Genomic DNA, 24,941 nt, shown 5'->3' on the forward strand with positions numbered 1-24,941 from the left:
CCGCTGGCAGGCTCGAGAAAATCAGGCGTTCGCGATGACCAATTCCGCAAAGGCCGAAGCTGTGCTGGCGCTTCATCGCTTCGGGATGGGGCCGCGACCGGGATCGATCGCCGCCGTCGGCACCGACCCGCGCGGCGCACTGATCGCCGATCTCGACCGGCCGCTCACGCTGACCGCCGCCGCCGTCCTTCCCACCAGCGCAAAGGCCTATCGCACCGTTGCCGACGCCAATGCGCGGCGCGCGGCTAGGGCCAAGCAGGCGCAGCAGCAGGCCAAGAGGCAGCAGACGGCGTCCGCGCCGACAATGTCGGAAGACCAGACGCAAGGGCAGGGTGCGGACAAGGACGCCGCCGAGATGGCGGCCAAGCAGGCGGCCGAGGCCGTGCCCGATCCCGGGCGTCCGATCTATTTGCAGGAAGCCAAGCTGCGCACGGAAGCCGCGCTTGCCGCCGAGATCGGCTTCGCCGAGCGGCTGGTGTGGTTCTGGTCCAACCATTTCTGCATCTCGGCCAACAAGATCCAGAGCATGTCCGGCGCCTATGAGCGCGAAGCCGTTCGCGCCAATATGCTCGGCCGCTTCGTCGATCTCCTGTTGGCCGTCGAGGGCCATCCGGCGATGCTGTTCTATCTCGACAACCTCGGCTCGATGGGTGCGAACTCGATCGCCGGCATCAACCGCAGCCGCGGCCTCAACGAGAACATCGCGCGCGAGATCATGGAGCTGCATACGCTCGGCGTGCGCGCCGGCTACACCCAGGACGACGTCATCAGCTTCGCCAATGTGTTGACGGGATGGACGCTGGTGCCGCCCGGCGACAATCCCGAGCACGGTGGCGAGTTCACCTTCAATCCGCGGCTGCACGAGCCCGGCGGGCAAACCGTGCTCGGCAAGCGCTACGAGCAGGAGGATGCCGAGCAGGGCCGCGCGGTGCTGCGCGATCTCGCCGCGCATCCGGCGACCGCAACCCATATCGCGACCAAGCTCGCGCGCCATTTCGTCGCCGACGAGCCGCCGCCTGTGCTGATCGAGCAGATGGCGAAGACTTTTCGCGACACCGAGGGCGATCTTAAGCAGGTCGCGATCGCGATGGTGTCCTCGGACGAGGCCTGGCGCCGGCCGCCGTCGAAGCTCAAGCGCCCCAGCGAGTGGGGCGTTGGCATGGTGCGCGCGACCGGCGCCACGACGGTCGATCCAGTCCGCTTCACCGGCGGGCTGGAGCTGCTCGGCGAGGCGCTGTGGCGTCCATCCGCGCCCAAGGGCTATCCGGACGACGAGGCGAGCTGGATCGACGGCGTCGGCCGGCGGCTCGACATCGCCAACAATTTTGCCGAGCGCCTCGCCGGTACGGCTGATCCGCAGGCGATCATCGAGGACGTCTTCGCATCGGAGATATCACCCGAGGTGAAGCAGGCCGTCGGCCGCGCCGAGAGCCGGCAGCAGGCGCTCGCGCTGTTGTTCATGTCGGCGGATTTCCAGAGGAGGTGACCATGGGCTTTGACCATCATCTGCCCACGCGGCGCGAGCTTCTGGTCGGCTCCGGCGCGCTGTTCGCGTGGAGCCAGATGCCGCGGATCGCGCGTGCCGAAGGGCGCGATCCGCGCCTGCTGGTCATTGTGCTGCGCGGCGCGCTCGACGGCCTTGGCGCGGTTGCGCCGGTCGGCGATCCCGACTGGATCTCCTTGCGCGGCGATCGTGCGCTGGTGCTGGACGGCAAGCCGCCCGCGCTGCCGCTCGATGCCTTCTTCGCGCTCAATCCGGCGATGCCGAATCTGCATCGGCTCTACAAGAGCGGCAAGGCTGCGATCGTCCATGCCGCCGCGACGCCCTATCGCGAGCGTTCGCATTTCGACGGCCAGGACGTGCTGGAAAGCGGGCTCGTCAAGCCGGGCATGACCAGCTCGGGATGGCTCAACCGCGCGCTGCTCGCGCTGGAATCCAGCGGGCGTGTCGACCCGCGCGGCAGCCGCGCGCTCGGCATCGGCTCCGTGACGCCGCTGGTGGTGCGCGGTTCGGCGCCCGTCATGACATGGGTGCCGCAGAGATTGTTGCCGGCGAGCGAGGACACGCAGAACCGCCTGCTCGATCTCTACCAGCACACCGATCCGAAGCTTGCGACCGTGCTCCAGGCCCGCATGAGGCTCGCTTCGCTCGGCGGCGCACCAGGCGCGGGCGATCCGATGTCCGACGATCCGACCTTGCCGCCGCCCGGCATCGCGCGCGTGCGCGCCTATTTCGCCGAAGCCGCCGGCACGGCCGCGCGCTATCTCGCCAAGCCTGACGGCCCGCGTGTCGGCGCCATGGGCTTCGTCGGCTGGGATACGCACATCGCCGAGGGCGTGGCCTCGGGCCAGCTCTACAATCTGCTCGGTGCTCTCGACGGCGCCTTTGCCGCGATCGAGAGCAATATGGGCGAAGCGTGGCGCGAAACAGTCGTGGCCGTCGTCACCGAGTTCGGGCGAACCGCGCGCATCAACGGTACGCAGGGTACCGACCACGGCACGGGCACGGTCGCTTTCCTGATCGGCGGCGGGCTCAACGGTGGTCGCGTGATCGCGGACTGGCCCGGTCTGAAGCCGGCGCAACTCTTCGAGGATCGCGATCTCAAGCCGACCACGGATTTGCGCGCGGTGCTGAAAGGCCTGCTGAGGGATCATCTGCGCGTCGAGGAGAAGGTGCTCGCAGAAGCCGTCTTCCCGGGCAGCGCCGACGTCAAACCGATGGGAGGCCTCGTCGGCTGACGACGCGGCTCTCGCAACCGGATCGGGTTCATGATGTGCACGCTGACACAACGGGAGCTCGACTTTCTCGCCAGCTTGAAGACCGGCTGGCAGCGGCTCTATCGGCGCGAGCTCGCGCGGCTCTCGAGGAGCGGCGCCGAACCTGACGAGGTTCCGCCGGAGACGCGCCCGATCTGGCGCGTCGTATCGGGCTTATCCCACGAGCCTGTCTCGATTCAGGACAAGCCAGTGTGGTGGAATCGCCACAGCTAACCCGAAACGGCTGCGGCCTCAGGCGCGCTTTCGTTCCGACAAGGTTCTGCCCTCATTGCCCACCGAAACTCGGGGCCATTCGGAGGGCGCATCATGTCTTGCTTTGCACGTGCCGAAAATGCCCGGATTTCGCCGGCAAGCCTGTGCCGGATCCTGCTCGCCACCATCGGCGCGGCGTCGCTTGCGGCGTGTGCGCAATCGCCGGTCGGCCACCAGAAGGCCGATCTCGGCACCCACCGCCAGGCCGCTGTCGAACGACCGCACAGGGTGGCGGCGCTGCATCCGCGTCCGATCAGCCGGGCGCGCATCCCCGACGGTGATGCAAAGCAGAGCGTCTCCCACGGCGTCGCCAGTTTCTATTCGGACACGGAGACGGCGAGCGGCGAGAGGTTCGACAAGAACGAATTGACCGCGGCCCATCCCAGCCTGCCGTTCGGCACCAAGCTGCGCGTCACCGATGTCTCATCCGGCCGCTTCGTCACCGTCAGGATCAACGATCGCGGGCCGTATGTTCGCGGACGCGTGGTCGACGTCTCTCCCTCCGCGGCGGAGGCGCTCGGCATGGTCGACAAGGGTGTCACCAATGTCCGGCTCGACGTGGTGCAATAATTTGCGGCTGCATCGATCCGAAGCGCTGTGCTTAACCGGCTGTTAGCCGCCTCAAGCCACCATGGATACCCAATCATTCGGGACTAGATCTAAGCTCTTGGGAGGCGGCGTTTGACCACGATCCAGTATCTCGAAGATCAGGCCGCACGCGCCGAGCGGCTGGCCAAACGGATCACGGATACATTGACGATCGAAAAGCTCCTGACCTTCGCGCACGAACGCCGCCGCGAGATCGAGGTCATCGCCGGCAAGTACCGGCGCGCCTGATTCTCATCCCCATGCGCGCTCAGCTGTGGCTTTCGACGAAGTCGCTGAGATAGTCCGGCAGCGTCATGCCATCAATGTCACAGCGCGCCCGGATCTCGCCGGCGACATCGGTCGAGATGTCCTTCATCCAGTGCTCCAGCGTGTTGAACGAGATGACCTTGATGGGGTCGTTGAAGCAGCCAGCGACGAGCTCGCCGATCGTGGCGTCGAGATCGCTTCGCTCGACGCGAATTTCGGTCGCCTTGTCGAGGCGGTCGATCACCACGAACAGGGTCTGGTCTGCGCCATAGGGCACGACAGGGGCTGGCACGCCGGCTTCAAGCATGTGAGGCACTCACGCCTTCGCTTCCGATCACCATCAACGGGAAAAACCGGCAGAAGGTTCCCGCGCTCAGCCGGTGCTTCTGCGAGGATCAGAGAAATTCGCGCAGCCGCGCCAGCTCCGTGATGTGCTCGGGCGAGAGAATGTCCGTGACCAGCGGCGGTTGCGCGATGGTGCGGATCTCATAGAGATGCCTGGTCGCCGCCGGCTTCGCCATGAACGCCGAGATGCATTCGTCGAGCGTACCCTCGATCACCTGGTAGGACGCTCGGTCCGACCGTCGCTGGTTCGCAAGCGACGGCCATTTATGCAGCACCGCAAGGACACCAAAGTCGACCTTTGAATCCCCGACCACGTCCCCCATCGTCCCGCCTCACGCAAAAAGACCCCGGGCACACAAGCCTGCGTGCCGGGGCCTACACCCATTACTGCATCTCAGTGCCTCACGCCCCTTAACGCGGCGGCCGGGAAATGGTTCCGCCAATTTTCGCTGTCAGCTCGCGGCGGCCGCGATTCTGTGCTCCGTACCAGTGCGGCCGAGGCTGGTCTCATCGCCGCGGCTGACCTCCGGCGGCAACCCGGCAAAGCGCCGCAAGGCCTCGGCCATCTGCACCCGGCCCGGCGCGCCGGTGATGATCACGTCCACCATCGTGAAGGATGAATGGAAATGGCCGCGCGCCTTGAGTTGCTCGACCGGGACGCCGGCGGCTGCCATCGCCTCGGCATAGGCGATGCCTTCGTCGCGCAGGGGATCGAATTCGCAGGTGACGACGAAGGCCGGCGGTAGCCTTTCGACCTTGCCGCGGAGTGGCGAGGCGCGTGGATCGGTGCGGTCGGTCGGCGAGCAGTAGAGGTCCCAGAACCAGTACATCAGCGAGCGCGTCAGGAAATAGCCGGTCGCATTGTCGTTGTAGGAGGGGCGGTCGAAGGTGCAGTCGGTGACCGGGCAGATCAGGAGTTGGCCCGCGATCTCAGGGCCGCCGCGATCGCGCGCAAGCTGGCAGGTGACGGCGGCGATGTTGCCGCCGGCGCTCCAGCCCGCGACCAGCACCGGGCCCGGCCTGCCGCCGAGCTCGGCGGCGTGCTCGGCGATCCAGCGCGTCGCCGCATAGCCGTCTTCGGCCGCGGCCGGGAAACGATGCTCGGGCGCATGACGATAGCCGACGCTGACCAGCATCATGCCGGTCCGCCGCACCATGTCGCGGCAGAACGGCTCGTCCGACTGCTCGTCGCCGAGCACCCAGCCGCCGCCGTGGAAATAGACCACCACCCGATGCGGCCCCGGCGTTGCCGGCCGGTATACCCGGTAAGGCAGCGGACCGTCGGCGCCTGTCAGGGTGCCGTCGACGATCTCGCCGATCGGCCGTCCCGCCGGGCGGCCCTTGTTGAACTCGTCGACGAAGGCGCGGGCGCCGAGGGCGCCCATCGACTCGATCGGCGGCAGGTTGAGTGACGCCAGCAGGTTCAGCACCAGCCGCACGTCCGGCTGCAGCCGCACCACCTCGCCGTCATTGCATTGCGCGGCGACGTCGGGGCCGGTCAGCTTGAAGCCGAGCATGCCGCGGCTGACCACCTCGTCGCAGATGCTGCGATAGGGACCGACGCCGCCGGTATAGGGCATCAGGCCCTGCACCTTGCCGGGCACGTTGGCGCCCGTGTACCAGGTGTTGGCGAGCCGGTGCAGCGTCACCATCGAGCAATCGGCCATGTGCCTGTTCCAGCCGGCCTGCGCCGTCTCGGTCGGCTCGATCGTGGTGAAGCCGCCGTCGCGCAATGCTTTGAGCCGGTCGACGACCCAGTCGACATGCTGCTCGATTGACACCGCCATGTTCGACAGCACCGACGGGCTGCCGGGACCGGTGATCATGAAGAAGTTCGGGAAGCCTGCGACGGTGAGGCCGAGATAGGTCTGCGGCCCCTGCGCCCAGACGTCGGTGAGCGACTTGCCGCCACGTCCGGTGATCGGATGCACGGCGCGGATCGCGCCGGTCATGGCGTCGAAGCCGGTCGCGAACACGATCACGTCCACGTCGACGCTGCGCTTGGCCGTCGTGATCCCACTTGCGGTGATCGCCTTGATCGGCTCCTGACGCAGATTGACCAGCGTGACGTTCGGCCGGTTGTAGGTCGCGTAATAGTTGGTATCGAGGCAGGGGCGTTTGGCGCCGAACGGATGATCGTCCGGCATCAGCGCCGCGGCGGTCTCGGGGTCTTTGACGGCGGCGCGGATCTTCTCGCGGATCAGGTCCTGGACGATCTTGTTGCCGTCGATGTCGACCGCCTGGTCGGCCCAGAGCTGGGTCAGGATGTGGACGAGGTCGCCGGCCGCCCAAGCGCGTTCGAACCGCTCACGACGCTCGGCATCGCTTAATTGCCAGCTCACGACCGTCTGCTGCGGATAGGGCACGCCGGCCATCGACTGGCGCGCCTGCTCGCGATAGGCCGCGCGATCGCCTTGCAGCAGGCTCATGCGATCGGACGGCGCGGGACCGTTGTGCGCCGGAAGCGCGAAATTCGGCGTGCGCTGGAACACGGTCAGGTGCGCAGCCTGCTCGGCGATCAGCGGGATCGACTGAATGGCCGACGATCCCGTGCCGATCACCGCGACGCGCTTGCCGGCGAGATTGACGCCGTCATGCGGCCAGCGTCCGGTGAAATAGACCTCGCCCTTGAAGTCCTTCACGCCGTCGATCTCCGGCGGCTTCGGCGCCGAGAGGCAGCCGGTGGCCATGATGTAATGGCGGCAGGAGACCGCTGCGCCATTGTCGGTGGTGAGCTGCCAGCGCTCGATCGCCTCGTCCCATTTCGCTTCCGTGACCTTGGTCTTGAAGCGGATGTCACGCCTGAGATCGTAGCGGTCGGCGACGAAGCCGAGATAGCGCAGGATCTCGGGCTGGGTCGCGTATTTCTCCGACCAGGTCCAGGCGGTCTCGAGGTCGGGATCGAAGGTGTAGCTGTAATCGATGGTCTGGATGTCGCAGCGCGCGCCGGGATATCGGTTCCAGTACCAGGTGCCGCCGACGTCGCCGGCTTCTTCGAGGCCGACCGCCGTCAGGCCGGCCTTGCGCAGCCGATGCAGAAGATAGAGGCCGGCAAATCCGGCACCGACCACGGCAACATCGACCTGCTGGCTGGTTCCGCGCCCCGTGTCCGAAGTACGTGCAGCAACCATTGCATCAGGCATGGCATTTCCTCCCGTGTGTTTTATTTTGCCCGCAGGCTATCGCTGCAGGTTCGGCTTGTCATCACGGCATGTGCAATCTTCGGTAGCCATTTGCGGCTTCATCATGGCCGCGTGAATGTTGCGGCGGCACACGCATCGCGATGCACAAGGGCCGTGATTTCCCGGGCTAATCAGGGTCGATCCACCTGTGTATGCTCTTGTTTTTGCCACGCGTGCAACGGGCGTCATGACAGAGTTGAGTGAGCGGACCAAAGCGAACATGGACGTCGTCCTGGAGGAGACGTGCCGCCAACTGCCTCACGGCGGCGATCACGACAGCCGCAGGTTCATCGCCGAGCGGCTGATCGAGGCGGCGCGGTCCGGTCACTCCACGCTCGGCGAGCTCGGCATCATCGCACGGCACGCACTGGCGGAGCTTGCCGCCAAGCGGAGCTAGGCGCAGCCGCGGCGCTTGCCTCGCGGCGGGCCACGGACATAACCTGCCCAAAATCCTTCCGCGCGTCGAGATGCTCCGAAGATGCGGTCTGTGTTCGCGCTTTTTGCGACGTCTCTCGTCCTCTGTTGCGCCGGCTCGGTCGTGGCCCAGCCGGTCGGCCAGTTTCCATTTGCGCTGACACGCGAAGGACAGATGCTTGGCGCCGTCGAAGGCGAGGTGGCCTCGTTCAAGGGGCTGGCCTATGCGGCCGCGCCGATCGGACCGCTGCGCTGGCGTCCGCCGCAGGCTGCACCCGAGAGCTCGGAGATGCGCACCGCCTATGCCTATGGCGCGCCGTGTCTTCAGCCCTCGCTGCCGGGATCGAGCGAGGATTGCCTCACGCTGAACGTGTTTCGTCCGTTCGGGGTCGACGGCCCGCTACCGGTGATGATGTTCATCCACGACGGCGCTTTCGTCAGCGGCACCGCGAATGATCCGCTGTTCGACGGTGCCAGGCTCGCGCAAGCCGGCCTCATCGTGGTGACCGTGAATTTTCGCCTCGGCGCGTTCGGCTGGCTCAGCGATCCCGCGCTGTCGGAAGGCGGCTCCGGCAATTTCGGCCTGATGGACCAGATCGCGGCGCTGCATTGGGTGCACGACAACATCGCGGCCTTCGGCGGTGATCCCACGAACGTCACCTTGTTCGGCAGTGGCGCAGGCGCAACGTCGATCGCGCTGCTGATGCTGTCGGAGCAATCGCGCGATCTCTTCCAGAAAGCCATTCTGCAATCGATCCCCGGCCGTGCGCGCCTGCGTTCGGCACAAGAGGCCGAAATTGTGGGGCGGCAATTCGTGGCGGTGCTGGGGCGACAGGCCGATTTACGTACAGCCGAACCGCAACGCCTGCTTGCCGTCGAAAAACATTTCCTGGAAAAATCGCCGCGCAGCTTCGCGCCGACGATCGATGGGAGTCTGGTGGGCGAGGAGGTCGCCGCGGGTTTCGCAGCTGGACATGAGAGCCGCATCCCCTTGATCATCGGCTCGAACGACGATGAGACCGGTTTCGACAGCGAGCTGGATATCCGGGAAGAGCTGGCATCGTCAGGCACCACCAGCGATGAGCTGCGCAGGCTCTATCCCGATCTCGCCAGACCTTCGGACCGCGCGGCAAGGTTCTACACCGACAAGGTCTTCTCCGAGCCAGTGAGACTGCTGGCGCGCCTGCATGCCGCCAGCGGTGCGCCGACCTTTCGCTATCGCTTCGCCTATGTGCCGGAGGCACGGCGCGCAAACCCCGAGGGCGGTCACGGGCGGGAATTGCAGTTCATCTTCGGCGTCGAAGGCATGCCCGGTGCAGGCATCTTGTCAGGAGCCGATCGCGAGGTCGCAAATCGCATGCGCGCCTACTGGATCAATTTCGCCAGGAGCGGCGATCCCAACGGTGCGGACCTGCCGCATTGGGATTCGGCCGCAGGCAGCGATCGCCTGCTGCTGATCGCGAACGATGGCATCGCGAGCGGAGACGACCCCTGGTCGGAGCGTCTGGACCGGTTCGCGCATTAGAGGGGATGAGTTGGACTTAAGCCGCGAGCTCGACGCGCGGCGCCGGGCTTAGCCGGTCTTCCTCCAGATAATCCATCGCGCCGTCTTTCTCGACGGCGTAGAACTGCTGGCCTTCCTTCGACTTGTAGGCGGCGCGAACGACGCCGCGGCGGCCCTTGTCACTGTTGACGACGTCCCCCAACGCAAACTTCTTCATTTCACGTCCCTGGCTGCTGGCCGACTCCTTCGGCTACGCCCGGGATTCTGGGCAGCAAATCGTTAACGTCTTGCTAACCATACGGGTTTGCCTATGCTCGCGGCCGATCGCGCGGGCAGCTCGCACGCGCATGTTGCCAACGAAACGAGCCTTCGCCCATGGTGCGATTTCCCACCTTCTTCCTGTCGCATGGCGGCGGTCCGTGGCCGTTCATGGAAGACAGGCGGGTGCAATACGCGAAAACCGCCGAGGCGTTCGGCCGGCTGCCACAGCTCTTGCCGGAGAGGCCCAAGGCCGTGCTCGTCATATCAGGACATTGGGAGGCTGACGCCTTCACCGTGTCGACTTCCGCGCATCCGCCGATGGTGTACGATTATCACGGTTTCCCCGAGCACACCTATCACCTCAAATATCCCGCGCCGGGGCGGCCCAAGCTCGCCGCGGAGGTAAAGGCGCTGCTCACGCGCGCGGGTATTGATTGCCGGGAGGATCCCAACCAGGGGTTCGATCACGGCACGTTCGTGCCGCTCGGGCTGATGTATCCGAACGCCGACATGCCGATCGTGCTGCTGTCGCTGAGATCGAATTACGATCCGGCCGAGCACATCAGGATGGGGCAGGCGATTGCCTCCCTACGCGACGAAGGCATTCTGATCGTCGGCAGCGGACTCACCTATCACAACATGCGCGGGTTCGGCCGTGCCGAGTCGAAGCCGGTCTCGTATGATTTCGAGGCTTACCTGAACGAGGCGATCAGCCACAAGGACGCGGCGCGGCGCAACGCGATGCTGGTTGACTGGGAGAACGCGCCGAGTGCGCGCCTGGCCCATCCGCGCGAAGATCATCTGCTGCCGCTGATGGTGGCCGCCGGCGCCGCCGTCAGCGACACGGGCAAGCGCGTCTTCGTCGACGAGGTCGCGAATGTCGCGATGGCGTCGTATGTGTTTGGCGGGTGATCTTCTCCTCTTCCCGCAAGCGAGGAGAGGTGAAGAAGAGTGGCTCACCCGTATTTCAGCTTCATGAACAGGATGCCGCCGGCGAGCACCATGGTGATGGCGTTCGCGGCGACGAGGGGCGCATCGCCCGACAGCAGGCCATAGACGAGCCAGAGCGCCAGCCCAAGCACCATGACTAGGAACATGCCGAGCGAAATATCGCCGGTGGAGCGGGTCTTCCACACTTTGATGGCTTGCGGCGCGTAGGCCACGGTGGTGCAGGTCGCGGCGGCAAAGCCGATCAGCTTGATCAAGAACGGGTCCATGGCGGCTCTATAGCATTGATTCGAGGATGGTCGCGCCTCAGGCGCGCGCGGTCATGAGGCCGCGATAGAGCGCGGCATAGTCACCGGCGCGGTTGCGCCAGGACACGTCGGTCGCAAGGCCGCTCAGTTGCAGCCGGCGCCAGGTCAGCTTGTCGTGAAAGGCGATGTTGGCCTTGCGCAGCGTGCCGGCGAGGGCATCCGCGGTGACGGGTGCGAACTTGAAGCCGGTGGCATCGCGGCCTGATTTATCGGCCTCGCCGATATCGACGATGGTATCCTCGAGGCCGCCGACCCGCGAAACGATGGGCACGGCGCCGTAGCGCAACGCGCAGAGCTGAGTCAGGCCGCATGGCTCGAACCGCGAGGGCACGATGAGCGCGTCCGAGCCGGCCTGGATCAGATGCGCCATGATCTCGTCGTAGCCGATCACGACCCCGATCCGGCCAGGGTTCGCGCGCGCTACGGCCTGATAGCGATCCTGGAGATCGCGATCGCCGCTGCCGAGCAAAGCGAGCTGCATGCCTTCGCGCAAAATGGTCGGAATGGCTTCGAGCAGGAGATCGAGCCCCTTCTGCCACGACAGGCGGCTGATGACGCCGAGCAATGGCGCTTCGTCCGAGGAATCCAGATTGAACTGTTGCTGAAGCACCGCCTTGTTCGCGGCCCGGAACGTGAGGTCCTCCGCGCCGAAGCGGTAGGCGATGTGCGGATCTTCTTGCGGATTCCAAACGGATACATCGATGCCGTTGAGGATTCCGCTCAGCACGTTCGCGCGGGCGCGAAGCAGGCCGCCGAACCCCATGCCGCCCTCGTCGGTCTGGATCTCCTGCGCATAGGTCGGCGAGACCGTGGTGATGCGATCGGCGAATTGCAGGCCGGCTTTCAAGAAACTGATGCCGCCGAAATATTCGAGGTCGTTGACGCCGTAGGCGCGCCAGGGCAGGCCAATCGAACCAATCAGCTCGGGCACGAACTTGCCCTGATAGGCCATGTTGTGGATGGTCATCACGGTGGCCGGCCGCGGCCGATTGTCATAGTGCAGATAGGCCGGCGCGAGCCCGGCCTGCCAGTCATGGGCATGCACCACGTCGGGCACGAAGGAGGGAACGAGGCCGTGGCCGATATCGGCCGCGATGCGCGAGAGCGCGGCGAACCGCACGCCATTGTCCGGCCAGTCGACGCCTTCGGGCGTCACGTAGGGGTTGCCAGGCCGTGCGTAGAGATGCGGCACGTCGAGCACGAACAGATCGAGGCCGTCATGCGAGCCGGCGAGCAGACGTCCGGGTCCGCCGAAATAATCCCGCCAGCGCCGGATTTCGTCGGCTCCCCCCAGCACCCGCATCACGTCGGGATAGCCTGGCATCAAGGTGCGCATCTCGACGCCATGCGCCTTGAGCGCAATCGGCAGCGCGCCCGCGACATCGGCGAGGCCGCCGGTCTTGACGATGGGATAGACTTCAGAGGCGACCGCGAGGACGCGAACAGGCGTCATGTATTGAGCCTGTCGAGCATCGGCTGGGTGATGAGCGAAATGCCCTGCTCGGTGGTGCGGAAGCGTCTTGCGTCCAGCTCGGGATCTTCGCCGACGACGAGCCCTTCCGGGATCTCGACGCCGCGATCGATCACGACGTTCTTCAGGCGCGCGCCGCGGCCGACATTGACATAGGGCATGATCACGGCGTTTTCGACATTGGCGTAGGAGTTGACGCGCACGCCGGTGAACAGCAGTGAGCGCCGCAGCGAGGCGCCGGAAATGATGCAGCCGCCCGAGACCAGCGAGCTCACGGCCTGGCCGCGCCGGCTCTCCTCGTCGTGGACGAATTTTGCCGGTGGTGTGATCTCCGAATAGGACCAGATCGGCCAGGCGCTGTCGAACAAGTCGAGCTCGGGCACCACGTCGGTGAGGTCGATATTGGCGGCCCAGTAGGCGTCGACCGTGCCGACATCGCGCCAATAGGCGCGGGGGTCGCTGCCGGAGCGAACGCAGGAGGTCGAATACTGGTGCGCCATGGCGCGGCCGTTCTTGACGAGGTAGGGGATGATGTCCTTGCCGAAATCGTGGTTGGAATTCGGATCCTCGGCGTCGCGCTTGAGCTCTTCGAACAGGAATTTCGCGTCGAACACGTAGATGCCCATGCTGGCGAGCGAGACGTCCGGCTTGCCCGGCATCGGCGGCGGATCTTTCGGCTTTTCCAGGAACTCTTTGATCCAGCCGTTCTCGTCGATATGCATGATGCCGAAGCCGGAAGATTCCTGGCGCGGCATCTCCAGGCAGCCGACGGTAACGTCGGCGCCGCTGTCGACGTGCTGGCGCAGCATCACCTCGTAATCCATTTTATAGATATGGTCGCCGGCGAGAACGACGATGAAGCGGCAGGCGTGGGATTCGATGATGTCGATGTTCTGGTAGACTGCATCGGCCGTGCCGACATACCACATGTTTTCGGAGACGCGCTGGCTCGCCGGGAGGATGTCGAAGCTCTCGTTGCGCTCGGGGCGGAAGAAGTTCCAACCCATCTGAAGGTGCCGGATCAGGCTGTGCGCCTTGTACTGGGTGGCGACGGCGATGCGGCGAATGCCCGAGTTCACCGCGTTCGACAGCGCGAAATCGATGATGCGAGATTTTCCGCCGAAATAGACCGCAGGCTTGGCGCGCCGGTCGGTCAGCTCCAGCAGCCGGCTGCCGCGTCCGCCGGCCAGGACAAACGCCAGCGCCTGACGGGCAAGCGGCTCGGGTCTCGCGGCACTCATGTCATTCTCCCACAACTCTTGCGCTCGCGAGAAGCCTCCCGGCCGCGCACATTGGAACCGATAGTAACGGCACGAATAGTAAATCGGGAAGGTGGTTGTTGGTTGCGAATGCGCCGGAAGCTTAATGCTTTGCCGCCGTGATCGGGCCCCAGGCACCGTCCTGCCGGTGTCACTCGCGGCGAGGTTGTCGAGCCCGTCAGGTACCGGTTGATCAGAATGGAGGCATGCGTCTTGTGCGGTGCACGCAAAACTCGAGGCTTTGACCTCGCGCCAGGATGCCCGATGATGGCGCTGCGATCCATGTCCAAGCCAAACGTCAGAAAGGAGTAAGACGATGAGGGTCTGGAAAACGGCAGTCGCCGGTTCGCTCGCCGCCGCGGTCATGGCGGGGGGGATTCAGCAGGCGGCGGCGGCTCCGCTGCCCACCAATGTCGCAACCATGAAGGCCGCCGTCGGCGACGATGTCACGCAGGTGCACTGGCGCGGCCGAGGTTTTGGATGGGGTCTCGGCGGCCTTGCCGCTGGCGCGATCATCGCAGGTGCCATCGCCAGCAGCGCGCCCTATGGCTATGGCTACTATGGCGGCGGGCCCTATTATGGCGGCTACGGATACCCGGGCTACGGCTATGGTTATGCGCCGGCCTATTACGGCTATGGTCCGGCCTATGCTTATCCGCGCTACTATCGGCCTTACCGCCCGTATTTCGGCCCTCGTTACGGCTACTACCGGCCGTATTACCGGCACTATCACCGCGCGTATTGGTGATCGATCAAACGGGCGGACCCGCTCGCCGCAGGGCGACGACGCTGAAGAGGTTTGAGGGCCGCTGAATGCAAGCGGCCCGATCGGCTTGCGCGCGCTGAACCCGGTGATGCGGCACGACGAGCCGGCCATGCCCGCCCACGACAATCCCGATGCAGATCGCGACGATGATCGCGATCTCGATGCACCATTCGAGCGGTCCCGAGCTCATGGCAGCGCGATGGCGTTGGCGAGATCGAACTCGGACAGGCCCGGGCCGCCGCACGCAAGGTAGATGGCGACGAGGAAGATGCGGCTGAGGACGGTGAGGCCCAATATGACCCTGATGTCGTAATGGCGAATGGCAAAAGCGAGAGGCGAGATCGCCAGATGTTTTAGAATGCTCATGGCCAACTCCTTGCCAAATTCAGGCATCGACTGCCTGCCGACTGAAATGACAGCGTGATGAAAAGGCCGTCCGACGCCTTGCCGGCGTCTCTGAAATGGACAGGCCAATGCTAGTGCCGGCGCATGGCGCAGGTCTTTATCGCGTCCTTACATTTGGCTGAGCTTTCCCTTAAGATGGGCGAGCATCCGGGGGTCTGAGCCGTGCGTAGAGACGCGCTTGCCTTTGGTGAATTCCGCCTCGACCGTGCCAACGCGCTGTTGTGGCGAGGCGGGGAGCGGATCGCGCTGGCGCCGAAGCCGTTCGAGGTTCTTTGCTATCTCGTCGGTCGGCCCGGTGAGCTCGTCACCAAGGAAGAGTTGCTCGACGCGGTCTGGTCCGATCTGCACGTCAGCGAGTCGAGCCTCGCCGTTGCCGTGAACGCGCTACGCTCGGTGCTCGGCGACGACAGGCAGTCCCCCAATTACATCGAGACGGTCACGCGGCGCGGCTATCGTTTCATTGCGCCGGTCGCGACCGCCGACCTGCCTGCGATCGAGCGGGCGCCCGAAGAGGAGGCCGCTTCCGTCACGGAGCAGGTCGTCGATCGACGCCGGCACTGGAGAGTCGGGCGCACCGGGGCACTCGACACGCTGGACAAGGCATTGCAACTCGCTCGCACCGGACAGCGTCAGGTCGTCTTCATCACCGGCGAGGCCGGGATCGGCAAGACCACACTCTTGCAAATGACGCTCGACAGGATGAACCAGCAGGGACTGGGCGTGCTGCACTGTAGCTGCAACGAGTTGTTCGGCACCCATGAGGCCTTTCTTCCGCTGATCGGAGCGCTGAACGAGTGCTGCCGTCGCACCGATGGAGCATCGCTGCTGACGTCCATCCGCGAGCACGCGCCGACCTGGCTCGCGCAGATGCCCGGTTTCCTCGGCGAAGCAGAGCGGGCCACATTCCAGCATGAGGTCTTTGGCGCAACGCGGGAGCGCATGCTGCGCGAATTTTCCGATCTCATGGAACATCTCGCTGTCACGCGACCATGGGTGATCATCCTGGAAGATCTGCATTGGAGCGACTTTGCCACCGTGGATGTGCTCTCCCGGCTGGCGCGGCGGGATCGGAGGGCTTCTATCCTCGTGCTCGCCACCTACCGGCCGATGGAAGTCGCCGTCGGCGGACATCCTATCCGTGCCGTTCACCAGGACTTGCGGATTCACGGACACGCCACCGAGCTCGCGCTCGATCGACTGACCGGCACCGACGTCGAACGCTATCTGTCCCTGCGCTTCAGCTCGGCCGATTTCGCCAGAGAGCTGGTCGAGCGCATCTTCGCGCGAACCGGCGGGCATCCTCTGTTCGTGTCGTCTCTGCTCGATCATCTCGTGGCGCAAGGCGCGCTCGTCGAGCACGAATTGGGCTGGCGGCTGGTCAGCGAAGACGCAGCCTCGCATGACAGCATGCCGCGCGATCTGGAAGGAATGATCAAGCAGCAGATCGATCACCTCACCGTGGACGAGCGCTGCCTGCTCGAGGTCGCCAGTGCGGCGGGAGCGGAGTTTTCCGCGCTCCATATCGCCGGTGCGCTGGACCGTCCCGTGCTGGATGTCGAGCAGATGTGCGAGGACCTGGCACGGACCGATCGCATCATCGTCGGGGCCGGCATGACCGAGTGGCCGAACGGAAGCGTCTCCGGTCGGTATGCGTTCCAGCACGCGCTTTACCAGGAGATCCTCTACCAGCGGCTCGCACCAGCGCGCTGCGCGAAAACCCATGCGCTGCTTGGGGCGGGGCTCGAGCAGGGCTATGGGCCGCAGGCTGCGGAGATCGCCGCCGTTATCGCGCGCCATTTCGAACTGGGCCGTGATTTCCCGAAAGCGATGCATTATCTGGGCGCGGCGGCCGAGGGCTCGGCGCGAAGGTTCAGCACGCGCGAGGCCGCCAATTACCTGTCCCGCGCCTTGGAGCTGGTGCCGCATCTGCCGCCGGAATTTCGGGTGACGACACGTCTGAAGTTGCTGCTTCAGCGCGCCTGGGCCTGGCGGGCCAGTGGAGATTTCCTGAATTCCCTGCAGGATCTCAGCGCTATCGTGGCGCACGCGGCGGAGAACGGGCACGTGCGCGAAGAGGTTAACGCGCTGGTCGATCTCAGCAGATTCTGTCTTTACGTCGATCGGCGCCAGAGCCTGCCTGTTGCGGAACAGGCCCTTATCAAGAGCAGGGCGATCGACGACGCCGCATTCAGCGCTCTGGTCCAGGGCAACGTTGCCAATTTGAAGCTGATGCTCCGCGGCTGGGATCGTGAGAATGCGGACCTTGCCGAGCGTGCGTCAGCACTGATCACCGGAGAGCAGGATCTGAGCATGCGGCTGCGACGCTGCTCGATGGAGATGGTGCTGGAGTTTCTGCGCGCGAACTATCCGGCCTGCTGCGATGCGACGACCAGGGGAAAGGAGCTCGCCCGCCTGGTCGGTGACGTCTATCTGTTCGTGCTTTATGAATCAGTCGAGGCGTTTGCCCAGATTTATCTCGGCGAATGGGGCCAGGCGCAACGAAACCTCGTCTCCGCGTTGGCTATCTCGGAACGGAATGCAAATCCGCAGGCCGTCGCGCTGTGTCATCTCGCGATCGGATGGCTGTACTCCGAGGCGGAGGAATATGGCAGCGCGTCACGGCGTGCGGAGGATGCGCTCGGCCCGATGATCGAGGCCAATCCGTTCACGTTCTTCGTTGGCAGAAACCTGCTGGCGCGAGCTTATGTCAGGATGGGCGACCTGGCTCGGGCGCGGCAGCATCTCGATGCGATGGAGCGGCGAATGGAGGTCGACCGGGTGCCGATGGAGTCGCTGGTCATCCCCCATTATCTGCTGACTTGCTGCGACTATTGGATCGCGATCGGCGATCTGGACCGTGCCCAGAGTTCGGCCAGCCAGTTTCATGAGGTGACCAGCGCGGCACCTGACCGGCCGTTTCTCGCGCTCTGCTACGAGGCCATGGCGAGAATTGCGATGCTGAAGCACGATGCGCAACTCGCCGGCGGGCATTTGTCGGCGGCCATGTCGATCCTCCGCCATGCCAGGTTGCCGCATGCCACCTGGCGGGTTTACCGCACGACCGCGGTGCTCTATGAGAGCCTCGGACAAGCGCAAAGGGCTGCCAAGTGGCGGGACCGCTCCTGCCAGGTGATCGCATCGCTGGCAGAGACGCTTGATCCCAATGATCCGCTGCGCTCGGCATCCTTTTTCGACGCAGGCCGGGACACCGGGCCCGATATTGCGGGACGCTGATCGGCTCAATCCGGCAGGTCCGCGATCTCTCGCGGTTCGCCGGGCCGTTGCTTGACCTTGAATTGATTTTGCTGCTGCCGCAGCGTGCGGGAGGCACGGTAGGCATCCCTGCGCAATCGCATGATCGAGCCGAGCGGCTGATGCGCGGCGAGACATCGCCATGGATCGAACGAAAGCACCTCGTCGGAATAGACGCGACGCGCGGGGCTGTCGGCGGTCTGGCGCGGAAGCGTGATCTTGCCGAGTGCTTGCGGCGGCGCGACGTCTTCAGGCCAGTCGATCGAGGCATCTTCGATCGGTGTTCGCTCCAGGTCGGTGCAGAGCTGGGCGAATAATTCGTACTCGGCCGCATTCTCCTTGAAGAAGGCAACGACGCTGTTCAGCACGGCATCATCGGCATCGTGGCAGGGTCGGCCGGTGAGTTGGCGAACCGACGCCGACATCGGCACCAGGCGAAGCCTTGCGATATAATCGCCAAACCGCAATGCTCCCTCCGTGTGAAAGGTTTCTCCGAGGATGTTGCTGCCGGCATCACCGAGCGCTTTCAAGACGATCGGGATCGGAATGCCTGTTCTGTCCGATGCGGCGACCAGGACGCGCGCCAAAAAGCCTATGGGTCCGTACGCCAGATCAGGCAGGAACAGGGTGTGCTCGACCTTGTGCTGTGCGCGCATATAGGCCATCGCATCCGCGAAATAGCTGGGGTGATTGACGAGCAGGAGATCCTGGTTCGTCGAATCGTCGTCGCCGAGGGCCTTAGCCCCCGTCACGCCCAAAACCTTGATGGCAAACCCTCGCGGCGAACGGACACGATCGCTCCTGTTGAATGCGGTGGAGAGGCGGACGATGATCGGGAAGTGGCCAGCCTGCTTGAACAGGCCTTGGCGCAGATGATCCGGCAAATTGTCGTAGACGATCAGTTCGCCCCGGAGATAGCCGGCGCCCTTGGCGTGCTGCTGCCGGGTCCCGTGCTTGTCTTTGCGAAAAGTGCGATCACTCGTTCGCGAAATCGAAGCAACGATCTCCTCGACCGCCGCCGCTTCCTCCGGCAGGATGTGTTCGACGAACGGATCGTAACGAAGATACTGATCGGCTGACATGGCGCTGATCTCCAGCCCGAAGGTCGCCTTCCCATTGCAGGCGTCGACGGCCGCAGGGCGGATCACTGTAAGCCCGTCCAGTCGGGATCGGCAACCCGAGAGCGAGTTGTGATTGCCTGGACAAGCCGCGGGATGAGGCATCCTGTTACCGACGCGATCACACGGTCGATGCTAGGCCAGCGGCGTCTCGTAAGTCCTTATGGGCTCCTTATGTTGTCCTGATTTTTTCCTTAAGGCCGGGCCGGCGAGCGGGGGTCCTGGCTGGCGTCTAAAGCGACAGCCACACGATCAGGCTCATGCAGGCCAAATGCGCGAGTAAGATCGCGGCGAGATGCAGCGGGCCAGCGTTGAGACGGAGCCCGCGCATCCCGCCGCCTCCGCCTAGTTCGATCCCGCGGCCGCAGCGGTGAAGCTGCGGTCGACGGCTTTGCTGACGTCGAGCTTCTTCGGCAGGATGCCGTAGCGCGTCGAGCGGTCGGAGGCTTCCTGCACCTCCTTCACGACGTTCTCATCGATCGGAATCGGGCTGGTGCGCTGCGCGGTATAGGCCGAGAGCAGCACGTCCTCCGGTAGCTTGGTCAACTCGGCCGTGCTCTTGGCATACTCGCCGAGATGATCCAGCGACCACAGCCGCGCCTTGTTCAGCCGCTGGACGAGGTCCTGCACCGCCGCACGCTTGCCAGCGATGGCGCTGTCCGAGGCGACGATAAAGGTGATGGTCGGCGTCAGGCCTTCGCCGTTGGCGATTACCCGGGCCTTGTCCTTGAGCGTCGCGAACGAGACGTAGGGCTCCCACACCGCCCAGGCATCGATCGAGCCCGCGACCAGCGCGATCTTGGCGTCGACCGGGCCGAGCGGCGCGAACGTCGCGTCCTCCAGCCTGATCTGCGCCTTCTCCAGCGTCGCGTCGATCAGGAACTGGCCCCAGCCGCCGCGCGTGCCGGCGAGGCGTTTTCCCTTGAGATCGGCCGCCGATTTGATCGGCGAATCCTGGCGCACGAGGATGGCTTGCGTCTTGGCATCCGACCTTGTGCCGCCGATCGCCTTGATCGGCGCGCCGGCCGCGTAGACGGAAAGGAATGAAAGGTCGCCGGTGCAGTCGACGTCGAGCGCGCCGGCGTTGAGCGCCTCCAGGATTGGAGCTGCCGCGGGGAATTCCGACCACTCGATCTTGTAAGGCAGATCCTTCGCGTAGCCCGAGATCTCGAGCAGCGAACGATTGCCGCCCTTCTGGTCGCCGACCCGCAGCACGACGGCATCGGCTGCGAACGACGCCGCGGCCGTCGACAGGGTGATGGCGGCGGCAAGCAGCGATGCAGCGAGCCGGCGCGCGATGGAATGATCGAGGGAGTTGATGCTCATGTGGCCTGTCTTGTTGCTTTGCCCACGACGCGTGAGCGAACGATGCAGCGAGACGATCAAGTCTATGGCCGCATGATGCGCGGTCAATGAAATGGCTGCGGTATGCGCCACTGATGCTGCGCAAAAATGAAGCAGGAGAGGGAGTAGCCCCGTGCTCCGTCAATCGATCCATCGGCGGAAATCCTTTCGTCGTCCTCGCACGCATCGGTGGAGAGAATGACTTCGCTTCGTGCCACATTCGAAATTCCATTTCATTGACGATACGGCGAACGCGCCGCATGATTTGCGCATCGCATCAAGGCACCGAGCAGGCGCCGGCGAAAAGATTTTCTCTCGACGAAGGTCCGCACGGAACAGGCGCAACGCAAGCTGTTGTGCCGATGGCGGAGCCGTGCCAGCGCAGGAGTGGAGACGGATGAACGACGACGACAAGCGCGACGGATCGAGGCTCGACCGGCGCCATTTGCTCCAGGCGGGATTAGCTGCGGCATTCGCTGCGCCGCTCGGTGCCTTCGGTGCGGCACAGGCCTTTGCGCCGCGGACAATCGCGCCCGGCGTCGATCTCTCGGAGTTTCCGCTGTGCCGGACTGCGTCGGATGTGCCCGCGCTCACCGGCGCGCCGCGCAAGCTCAAGCTATCCTGGAACGCGGGCGCGGTCTGTCTCGCCCCGGTGCCGGTCGCCATCGAGCACGGCTTCTTCCAGAAGCATAATCTCGATATCGAGCTCATCAATTATTCCGGTTCGACCGACCAGCTGCTCGAGGCCATCGCAACCGGCAAGAGCGATGCCGGTCTCGGCATGGCGCTGCGCTGGCTAAAGCCGCTGGAGCAGGGCTTTGACGTCAAGATTGCCGCCGGCACCCACGGTGGCTGCATGCGGGTCCTGACCCGCGCCGATTCCAGCGTGAGCAAGCTTGCCGATCTCAAGGGCAAGATCGTCGCGGTCGGTGATCTCGGCGGCCCAGACAAGAATTTCTTCTCCATTCAGCTCGCCAAGCTCGGTATCGATCCGAACAAGGATGTCGACTGGCGCGCCTATCCCGGCAACCTTCTCAACGTCGCCGTCGAGAAGGGCGAGGTGCAGGCATTCCTGTCGTCCGACCCGCTGGGTTATCTCTGGCTCAAGGACAGCCAGTACAAGGAGGTCGCCTCCAATCTCGATGGCGAGTATCGCGACAAGAGCTGCTGCATCCTCGGCCTGCGCGGCAGCCTGGTGCGCGAGGAGCCGCTGGTCGCGCGCGCCCTGACGCAGGCGCTGCTTGATGCCGCGATGTTCACCGCGCAAAATCCGTCTGTGACGGCGAAATCGTTCCAGCCTTACGCGCCGAAGACGGCGTCGCTCACGGATATCGAGGGCATGGTGCGCTACCACACTCATCACCATCACCCCGTCGGCGAAGTGCTAAAGCGCGAGCTCAAGGCCTATGCCGACGATCTCAAGAGCGTGCAGGTGTTCAAGCAGAGCACCGATACGGCCAGATTCGCGGAGCGCATCTATGTCGACGTATTCGCTGTCTGACGGCCTTGCCTCCGGCGCGCCGCGCCTCTCGCGCGCACCCTGGCTGACGAGCTGGGTCCGGGACTCCGGTGCCGGCATTCTCGCCAGCGTGGCGTGGATTGCCTTCGGCCTGTCCTGCCTGTGGTGGGAGGACGTCGGCGACTGGTCGCGGACCCATTCGCTCGGCATTGCCGCGTTTGTCATCGCAGCGATCGCGTTGTTCGGGACGGTCGGTGCCGATTACCTCGGTTCGACGGGCCGGGCCTTGCGCCAGCGCGCGCCGTGGCTCGTCGTGCTCGGCGTTGTCCTGACCCTGTGGGAAGTCGCGACGGCAAAATTCGCCTGGCTACCGTTGCCGTTCTTTCCGCCGCCGCAATCGATCATCGAGGTCTACACCGACGATCTGCCAAAACTGCTCGACAGCGTGTTCGCCTCGGTCAAGCTCCAGCTCGGCGGCTATCTGATCGGCGCGACGGTCGGCTTCCTGACCGGCGTCTCGATCGGCTGGTCGCGCGCGGTCGGCTATTGGGTGCATCCGGTGCTGCGCTTCATCGGCCCGTTGCCGGCGACCGCCTGGCTGCCGATCGCCTTCTTCACCTTTCCGTCGAGCTGGAGCGCATCGACCTTTCTGATCGCGCTGGCAACCGGCTTCCCGGTCACCGTGCTGACTTGGTCGGGTGTCGCGAGCGTGAGCAACGCATATTACGACGTCGCGCGGACGCTCGGGGCGAAGCCTTCCTTCCTGGTGCTGAAGGTCGCGATCCCCGCGGCCTTGCCGCACGTTTTCGTCGGCCTGTTCATGGGGCTCGGCTCGTCCTTTGCCGTGCTCGTCGTCGCCGAGATGATCGGCGTCAAGGCAGGGCTCGGCTGGTACCTGCAATGGGCGCAGGGCTGGGCCGCCTATGCCAACATGTATGCGGCGCTGATCGTGATGTCGTTGCTCTGCTCCGGCGCGATCACGCTGCTGTTTGCGATCCGCGATCGCCTGCTGGTTTGGCAAAAGGGGACCGTGAAATGGTAGCCGCAACCGCACTGGCTGACTTCGACGCTCACCCGGCGGCCGGTGCCGCGCTCGACATCGAGCAGGTCAGCCACGCCTTCGACATCGACGGCGCCGAGTTGCCGGTGCTCAGCGACGTCAGCATCTCCGTCGAGCCGGGCGAGTTCGTTGCGCTGCTCGGCCCCTCCGGCTGCGGCAAGTCCACGCTGCTGCGCCTCGTCGCAGGCCTCGACAAGCCCCGGTCCGGAACGCTGCGCGAGCACGAGGCGCGCATCACGCGACCGCACCCGTCGCGCGTCGTCGTGTTCCAGGATCCCACCTTGTTTCCTTGGCGCACGGTCTGGGACAACGTCGCGCTCGGGTTGGAGGCGCAGGGCATCTTGAAGAGCCAGCGTCACCGCGTCGATGCCGTGCTCGATCTCGTCGGGCTATCGTCCTTCCGCAATGCCTATCCGCACCAGCTCTCGGGCGGCATGGCGCAGCGCGTCGCGCTGGCCCGCGCACTGGTCAATGATCCCAAAATCCTCATCCTCGACGAACCGCTCGGTAAGCTCGACTCGCTGACCCGCATCACCATGCAGGCCGAGCTGGTCTCACTGTGGCAGCGCAAGGGTTTTACCACGCTGCTGGTGACGCATGACGCCGAGGAGGCGCTGGTGCTCGCCAACCGCGTCATCGTGTTCAGCGACCGCCCGGCGCGTGTGAAGGCAGACATCCGTGTCGACCGGTCCTATCCGCGCCATCGCGGCGATCCGTATCTGGTGGATTTGCGCCGCCAGATCCTTGGCCTGCTCGGGTTGGACGCCACATGGTGACTTCGATCGCCAAGGGCCGCGCGGCGCATCACGAGCCCGACTACATCGCACGTGCCGAGGCGCTGGCCGAGGCTTTCGCCGCCCGCGCGGCCGAGCACGATCGCACCGGCAGCTTCCCCTTCGAAAACTTTCGCGAGCTGTCCGAGGCGGGCCTGCTGTCTCTGACGGTGCCCGCCGTCCATGGCGGGAGCGGGGCGGGCGCACGCTACGCCGCACGCGTCCTCGGCATCATCGGCAAGGCCGATCCGTCGACCGCGCTGGTGCTGTCGATGCACTATATCAACCATCTGGTGATGGCACGGAGCCCGACCTGGCCGGCGCGGCTGTCGCGCAAGCTCGCGCGCGAGAGCGTCGAAGGCCTTGCGCTCGTCAATGCGCTCCGCGTCGAGCCCGAACTGGGCTCGCCTGCGCGCGGCGGCCTGCCCGCGACCATTGCACGTCGGACCGAGACCGGCTGGCGGCTCTCGGGGCACAAGATCTATTCGACGGGATCGCCGATCCTGAAATGGTATGTGGTCTGGGCGCGGACCGACGAAGCCGAGCCGCGCGTTGGACAGTTCCTGGTGCCGGCGGGCCTGCCAGGCACGCGCATCGTCGAGACATGGGATCATCACGGCCTGCGGGCCAGCGGCAGCCACGACGTCATCTTCGAGGACGTCGTGATACCCCTCGATGCCGAGATCGATGTGCGCGAGCCGGCGGACTGGCGCGCACCTGATGTGGCGCAGGCGACGGTCCACACGATCTTTGTCGCCGCGATCTATGACGGCGTTGCGCGGGCTGCACGCGACTGGCTGGTCGGGTTCCTGAAGCAGCGGGTCCCTGCCAGCTTGGGCGCGCCGCTTGCGACCTTGCCGCGGGCGCAGGAGATCCTTGGCGCGATCGAGGCGCGGCTCATCGTCAATGCACGGCTGATCGCATCCTTTGCCGGTGATTTCGATGACGGTGTCGCGCTTTCCGCGGCCGAGTCCAACGTCATCAAGCTGGCCGTCACCAATAACGCCGTCGCCGCGGTCGAGAATGCCTTGTCGCTGACCGGCAATCACGGCCTGTCCCGCGCCAATCCGCTGGAGCGGCACTATCGCGACGTCCTGTGCGGTCGCGTGCACACGCCGCAGGACGATTCCACGCGCACCGGCCTCGGCCGTGCCGCATTGGGCCTCTAGCCTGCCGCCAAACATTCA

At 65.0% G+C, this 24,941-nt stretch carries 24 protein-coding genes; 14 read left to right on the forward strand and 10 right to left on the reverse strand.

Annotated features, from left to right (window positions below; translation table 11 throughout):
- The first annotated feature begins 34 nt into the window (after positions 1–34).
- The 5 genes from ACIPUD_RS01875 to ACIPUD_RS01895 all read left to right on the forward strand — a co-directional run bounded on the left by ACIPUD_RS01875 (position 35) and on the right by ACIPUD_RS01895 (position 3,867).
- Positions 35–1,486: a DUF1800 domain-containing protein gene (locus ACIPUD_RS01875; RefSeq protein ID WP_368507283.1), complete on the forward strand. Its 1,452-nt coding sequence runs from the start codon at positions 35–37 to the stop codon at positions 1,484–1,486.
- 2 nt (positions 1,487–1,488) lie between these two features.
- Positions 1,489–2,739 (forward strand): DUF1501 domain-containing protein, encoded by a 1,251-nt coding sequence (locus ACIPUD_RS01880; protein WP_085360697.1) that lies wholly within the window; start codon positions 1,489–1,491, stop codon positions 2,737–2,739.
- A 30-nt stretch (positions 2,740–2,769) separates the two neighbouring features.
- Entirely contained in the window at positions 2,770–2,991 is a 222-nt protein-coding gene (locus tag ACIPUD_RS01885) for a hypothetical protein (protein ID WP_026233375.1), read from the forward strand.
- 93 nt (positions 2,992–3,084) lie between these two features.
- Positions 3,085–3,600, forward strand: a complete 516-nt coding sequence (locus ACIPUD_RS01890) for a septal ring lytic transglycosylase RlpA family protein (RefSeq protein ID WP_018457463.1) — start codon at positions 3,085–3,087, stop codon at positions 3,598–3,600.
- A gap of 111 nt (positions 3,601–3,711) precedes the next feature.
- Positions 3,712–3,867 carry a hypothetical protein gene (locus ACIPUD_RS01895; protein ID WP_018457464.1) on the forward strand — a complete coding sequence of 52 codons (156 nt, stop codon included), beginning with the start codon at positions 3,712–3,714 and terminating at the stop codon, positions 3,865–3,867.
- A 19-nt stretch (positions 3,868–3,886) separates the two neighbouring features.
- Here the strand turns inward: ACIPUD_RS01895 and ACIPUD_RS01900 are convergent, their stop codons facing one another.
- The 3 genes from ACIPUD_RS01900 to ACIPUD_RS01910 all read right to left on the reverse strand — a co-directional run bounded on the left by ACIPUD_RS01900 (position 3,887) and on the right by ACIPUD_RS01910 (position 7,373).
- Positions 3,887–4,192: a hypothetical protein gene (locus ACIPUD_RS01900; RefSeq protein ID WP_018457465.1), complete on the reverse strand. Its 306-nt coding sequence runs from the start codon at positions 4,190–4,192 to the stop codon at positions 3,887–3,889.
- A gap of 88 nt (positions 4,193–4,280) precedes the next feature.
- A complete protein-coding gene (locus ACIPUD_RS01905; protein WP_018457466.1) occupies positions 4,281–4,553 on the reverse strand; it encodes a hypothetical protein in 273 nt (90 codons plus the stop codon).
- A 129-nt stretch (positions 4,554–4,682) separates the two neighbouring features.
- Positions 4,683–7,373 (reverse strand): flavin-containing monooxygenase, encoded by a 2,691-nt coding sequence (locus ACIPUD_RS01910; RefSeq protein ID WP_446480033.1) that lies wholly within the window; start codon positions 7,371–7,373, stop codon positions 4,683–4,685.
- Between the two features lie 226 nt (positions 7,374–7,599).
- On the opposite strand from ACIPUD_RS01910, the gene ACIPUD_RS01915 reads away from it, so the two are divergent.
- Positions 7,600–7,809, forward strand: a complete 210-nt coding sequence (locus ACIPUD_RS01915) for a hypothetical protein (protein ID WP_085350308.1) — start codon at positions 7,600–7,602, stop codon at positions 7,807–7,809.
- An 81-nt stretch (positions 7,810–7,890) separates the two neighbouring features.
- Entirely contained in the window at positions 7,891–9,351 is a 1,461-nt protein-coding gene (locus tag ACIPUD_RS01920) for a carboxylesterase/lipase family protein (RefSeq protein WP_085360703.1), read from the forward strand.
- A 16-nt stretch (positions 9,352–9,367) separates the two neighbouring features.
- On the opposite strand, the gene ACIPUD_RS01925 is transcribed toward ACIPUD_RS01920, so the two are convergent.
- Positions 9,368–9,547, reverse strand: coding sequence for a hypothetical protein (locus ACIPUD_RS01925; protein ID WP_007601069.1), 180 nt, complete (start codon positions 9,545–9,547; stop codon positions 9,368–9,370).
- A 158-nt stretch (positions 9,548–9,705) separates the two neighbouring features.
- On the opposite strand from ACIPUD_RS01925, the gene ACIPUD_RS01930 reads away from it, so the two are divergent.
- Positions 9,706–10,503, forward strand: a complete 798-nt coding sequence (locus ACIPUD_RS01930) for a DODA-type extradiol aromatic ring-opening family dioxygenase (RefSeq protein ID WP_377829573.1) — start codon at positions 9,706–9,708, stop codon at positions 10,501–10,503.
- 44 nt (positions 10,504–10,547) lie between these two features.
- Here the strand turns inward: ACIPUD_RS01930 and ACIPUD_RS01935 are convergent, their stop codons facing one another.
- From ACIPUD_RS01935 to glgC, 3 genes are read right to left on the reverse strand one after another with little or no spacing between them, the layout of a single operon-like run.
- Positions 10,548–10,808, reverse strand: a complete 261-nt coding sequence (locus ACIPUD_RS01935; protein WP_018457471.1) for a SemiSWEET transporter — start codon at positions 10,806–10,808, stop codon at positions 10,548–10,550.
- Positions 10,809–10,845: 37 nt separating this feature from the next.
- Positions 10,846–12,300, reverse strand: a complete 1,455-nt coding sequence (gene glgA / locus ACIPUD_RS01940) for a glycogen synthase GlgA (RefSeq protein WP_085360709.1) — start codon at positions 12,298–12,300, stop codon at positions 10,846–10,848.
- Positions 12,297–13,559, reverse strand: a complete 1,263-nt coding sequence (gene glgC / locus ACIPUD_RS01945) for a glucose-1-phosphate adenylyltransferase (protein ID WP_007613273.1) — start codon at positions 13,557–13,559, stop codon at positions 12,297–12,299. Before glgC ends, glgA begins: the two co-directional genes overlap by 4 nt.
- 334 nt (positions 13,560–13,893) lie before the next feature.
- On the opposite strand from glgC, the gene ACIPUD_RS01950 reads away from it, so the two are divergent.
- Complete coding sequence (locus ACIPUD_RS01950) at positions 13,894–14,325, forward strand: hypothetical protein (RefSeq protein WP_018457473.1); 432 nt, start codon at positions 13,894–13,896, stop codon at positions 14,323–14,325.
- A 204-nt stretch (positions 14,326–14,529) separates the two neighbouring features.
- On the opposite strand, the gene ACIPUD_RS01955 is transcribed toward ACIPUD_RS01950, so the two are convergent.
- Positions 14,530–14,709, reverse strand: a complete 180-nt coding sequence (locus tag ACIPUD_RS01955; protein WP_018457475.1) for a hypothetical protein — start codon at positions 14,707–14,709, stop codon at positions 14,530–14,532.
- Between the two features lie 201 nt (positions 14,710–14,910).
- Here ACIPUD_RS01955 and ACIPUD_RS01960 point away from each other — a divergent pair, with 201 nt between their 5' ends.
- Positions 14,911–17,982 carry an ATP-binding protein gene (locus ACIPUD_RS01960; RefSeq protein ID WP_446480034.1) on the forward strand — a complete coding sequence of 1,024 codons (3,072 nt, stop codon included), beginning with the start codon at positions 14,911–14,913 and terminating at the stop codon, positions 17,980–17,982.
- A gap of 5 nt (positions 17,983–17,987) precedes the next feature.
- Here ACIPUD_RS01960 and ACIPUD_RS01965 read toward each other — a convergent pair whose 3' ends face one another.
- Positions 17,988–19,082 carry a catalase family protein gene (locus ACIPUD_RS01965; protein ID WP_446480035.1) on the reverse strand — a complete coding sequence of 365 codons (1,095 nt, stop codon included), beginning with the start codon at positions 19,080–19,082 and terminating at the stop codon, positions 17,988–17,990.
- 381 nt (positions 19,083–19,463) lie between these two features.
- Positions 19,464–20,444 (reverse strand): ABC transporter substrate-binding protein, encoded by a 981-nt coding sequence (locus ACIPUD_RS01970; protein WP_446480036.1) that lies wholly within the window; start codon positions 20,442–20,444, stop codon positions 19,464–19,466.
- A gap of 415 nt (positions 20,445–20,859) precedes the next feature.
- Between ACIPUD_RS01970 and ACIPUD_RS01975 the strand changes: the two genes are divergently transcribed.
- The 4 genes from ACIPUD_RS01975 to ACIPUD_RS01990 are packed head-to-tail and all read left to right on the forward strand — an operon-like array spanning position 20,860 to position 24,923.
- Positions 20,860–21,963, forward strand: coding sequence for an ABC transporter substrate-binding protein (locus tag ACIPUD_RS01975; RefSeq protein WP_085350230.1), 1,104 nt, complete (start codon positions 20,860–20,862; stop codon positions 21,961–21,963).
- On the forward strand, positions 21,941–22,963 hold the full coding sequence (locus tag ACIPUD_RS01980) for an ABC transporter permease (protein WP_085360715.1): 1,023 nt from the start codon (positions 21,941–21,943) through the stop codon (positions 22,961–22,963). Before ACIPUD_RS01975 ends, ACIPUD_RS01980 begins: the two co-directional genes overlap by 23 nt.
- Complete coding sequence (locus tag ACIPUD_RS01985; protein WP_085350228.1) at positions 22,957–23,757, forward strand: ABC transporter ATP-binding protein; 801 nt, start codon at positions 22,957–22,959, stop codon at positions 23,755–23,757. The genes ACIPUD_RS01980 and ACIPUD_RS01985 overlap by 7 nt, the downstream gene beginning before the upstream one ends.
- Positions 23,751–24,923 (forward strand): acyl-CoA dehydrogenase family protein, encoded by a 1,173-nt coding sequence (locus tag ACIPUD_RS01990; RefSeq protein WP_446480037.1) that lies wholly within the window; start codon positions 23,751–23,753, stop codon positions 24,921–24,923. Before ACIPUD_RS01985 ends, ACIPUD_RS01990 begins: the two co-directional genes overlap by 7 nt.
- The last annotated feature ends 18 nt before the right edge of the window (positions 24,924–24,941 follow it).

It is taken from the genome of Bradyrhizobium sp. CAR08 (genome assembly GCF_052871955.1).

What these genes read in the sequence shown, in the direction of transcription:
- ACIPUD_RS01875 (WP_368507283.1), top strand. Translation starts at nt 35, where the DNA reads ATGACCAATTCCGCAAAGGCCGAAGCTGTGCTGGCGCTTCATCGCTTC.
- ACIPUD_RS01880 (WP_085360697.1), top strand. Translation starts at nt 1,489, where the DNA reads ATGGGCTTTGACCATCATCTGCCCACGCGGCGCGAGCTTCTGGTCGGC.
- ACIPUD_RS01885 (WP_026233375.1), top strand. Translation starts at nt 2,770, where the DNA reads ATGATGTGCACGCTGACACAACGGGAGCTCGACTTTCTCGCCAGCTTG.
- ACIPUD_RS01890 (WP_018457463.1), top strand. Translation starts at nt 3,085, where the DNA reads ATGTCTTGCTTTGCACGTGCCGAAAATGCCCGGATTTCGCCGGCAAGC.
- ACIPUD_RS01900 (WP_018457465.1), bottom strand. Translation starts at nt 4,192, where the DNA reads ATGCTTGAAGCCGGCGTGCCAGCCCCTGTCGTGCCCTATGGCGCAGAC.
- ACIPUD_RS01905 (WP_018457466.1), bottom strand. Translation starts at nt 4,553, where the DNA reads ATGGGGGACGTGGTCGGGGATTCAAAGGTCGACTTTGGTGTCCTTGCG.
- ACIPUD_RS01910 (WP_446480033.1), bottom strand. Translation starts at nt 7,373, where the DNA reads ATGCCTGATGCAATGGTTGCTGCACGTACTTCGGACACGGGGCGCGGA.
- ACIPUD_RS01915 (WP_085350308.1), top strand. Translation starts at nt 7,600, where the DNA reads ATGACAGAGTTGAGTGAGCGGACCAAAGCGAACATGGACGTCGTCCTG.
- ACIPUD_RS01920 (WP_085360703.1), top strand. Translation starts at nt 7,891, where the DNA reads ATGCGGTCTGTGTTCGCGCTTTTTGCGACGTCTCTCGTCCTCTGTTGC.
- ACIPUD_RS01925 (WP_007601069.1), bottom strand. Translation starts at nt 9,547, where the DNA reads ATGAAGAAGTTTGCGTTGGGGGACGTCGTCAACAGTGACAAGGGCCGC.
- ACIPUD_RS01930 (WP_377829573.1), top strand. Translation starts at nt 9,706, where the DNA reads ATGGTGCGATTTCCCACCTTCTTCCTGTCGCATGGCGGCGGTCCGTGG.
- ACIPUD_RS01935 (WP_018457471.1), bottom strand. Translation starts at nt 10,808, where the DNA reads ATGGACCCGTTCTTGATCAAGCTGATCGGCTTTGCCGCCGCGACCTGC.
- glgA (WP_085360709.1), bottom strand. Translation starts at nt 12,300, where the DNA reads ATGACGCCTGTTCGCGTCCTCGCGGTCGCCTCTGAAGTCTATCCCATC.
- glgC (WP_007613273.1), bottom strand. Translation starts at nt 13,559, where the DNA reads ATGAGTGCCGCGAGACCCGAGCCGCTTGCCCGTCAGGCGCTGGCGTTT.
- ACIPUD_RS01950 (WP_018457473.1), top strand. Translation starts at nt 13,894, where the DNA reads ATGAGGGTCTGGAAAACGGCAGTCGCCGGTTCGCTCGCCGCCGCGGTC.
- ACIPUD_RS01955 (WP_018457475.1), bottom strand. Translation starts at nt 14,709, where the DNA reads ATGAGCATTCTAAAACATCTGGCGATCTCGCCTCTCGCTTTTGCCATT.
- ACIPUD_RS01965 (WP_446480035.1), bottom strand. Translation starts at nt 19,082, where the DNA reads ATGTCAGCCGATCAGTATCTTCGTTACGATCCGTTCGTCGAACACATC.
- ACIPUD_RS01970 (WP_446480036.1), bottom strand. Translation starts at nt 20,444, where the DNA reads ATGAGCATCAACTCCCTCGATCATTCCATCGCGCGCCGGCTCGCTGCA.
- ACIPUD_RS01975 (WP_085350230.1), top strand. Translation starts at nt 20,860, where the DNA reads ATGAACGACGACGACAAGCGCGACGGATCGAGGCTCGACCGGCGCCAT.
- ACIPUD_RS01980 (WP_085360715.1), top strand. Translation starts at nt 21,941, where the DNA reads ATGTCGACGTATTCGCTGTCTGACGGCCTTGCCTCCGGCGCGCCGCGC.
- ACIPUD_RS01985 (WP_085350228.1), top strand. Translation starts at nt 22,957, where the DNA reads ATGGTAGCCGCAACCGCACTGGCTGACTTCGACGCTCACCCGGCGGCC.
- ACIPUD_RS01990 (WP_446480037.1), top strand. Translation starts at nt 23,751, where the DNA reads ATGGTGACTTCGATCGCCAAGGGCCGCGCGGCGCATCACGAGCCCGAC.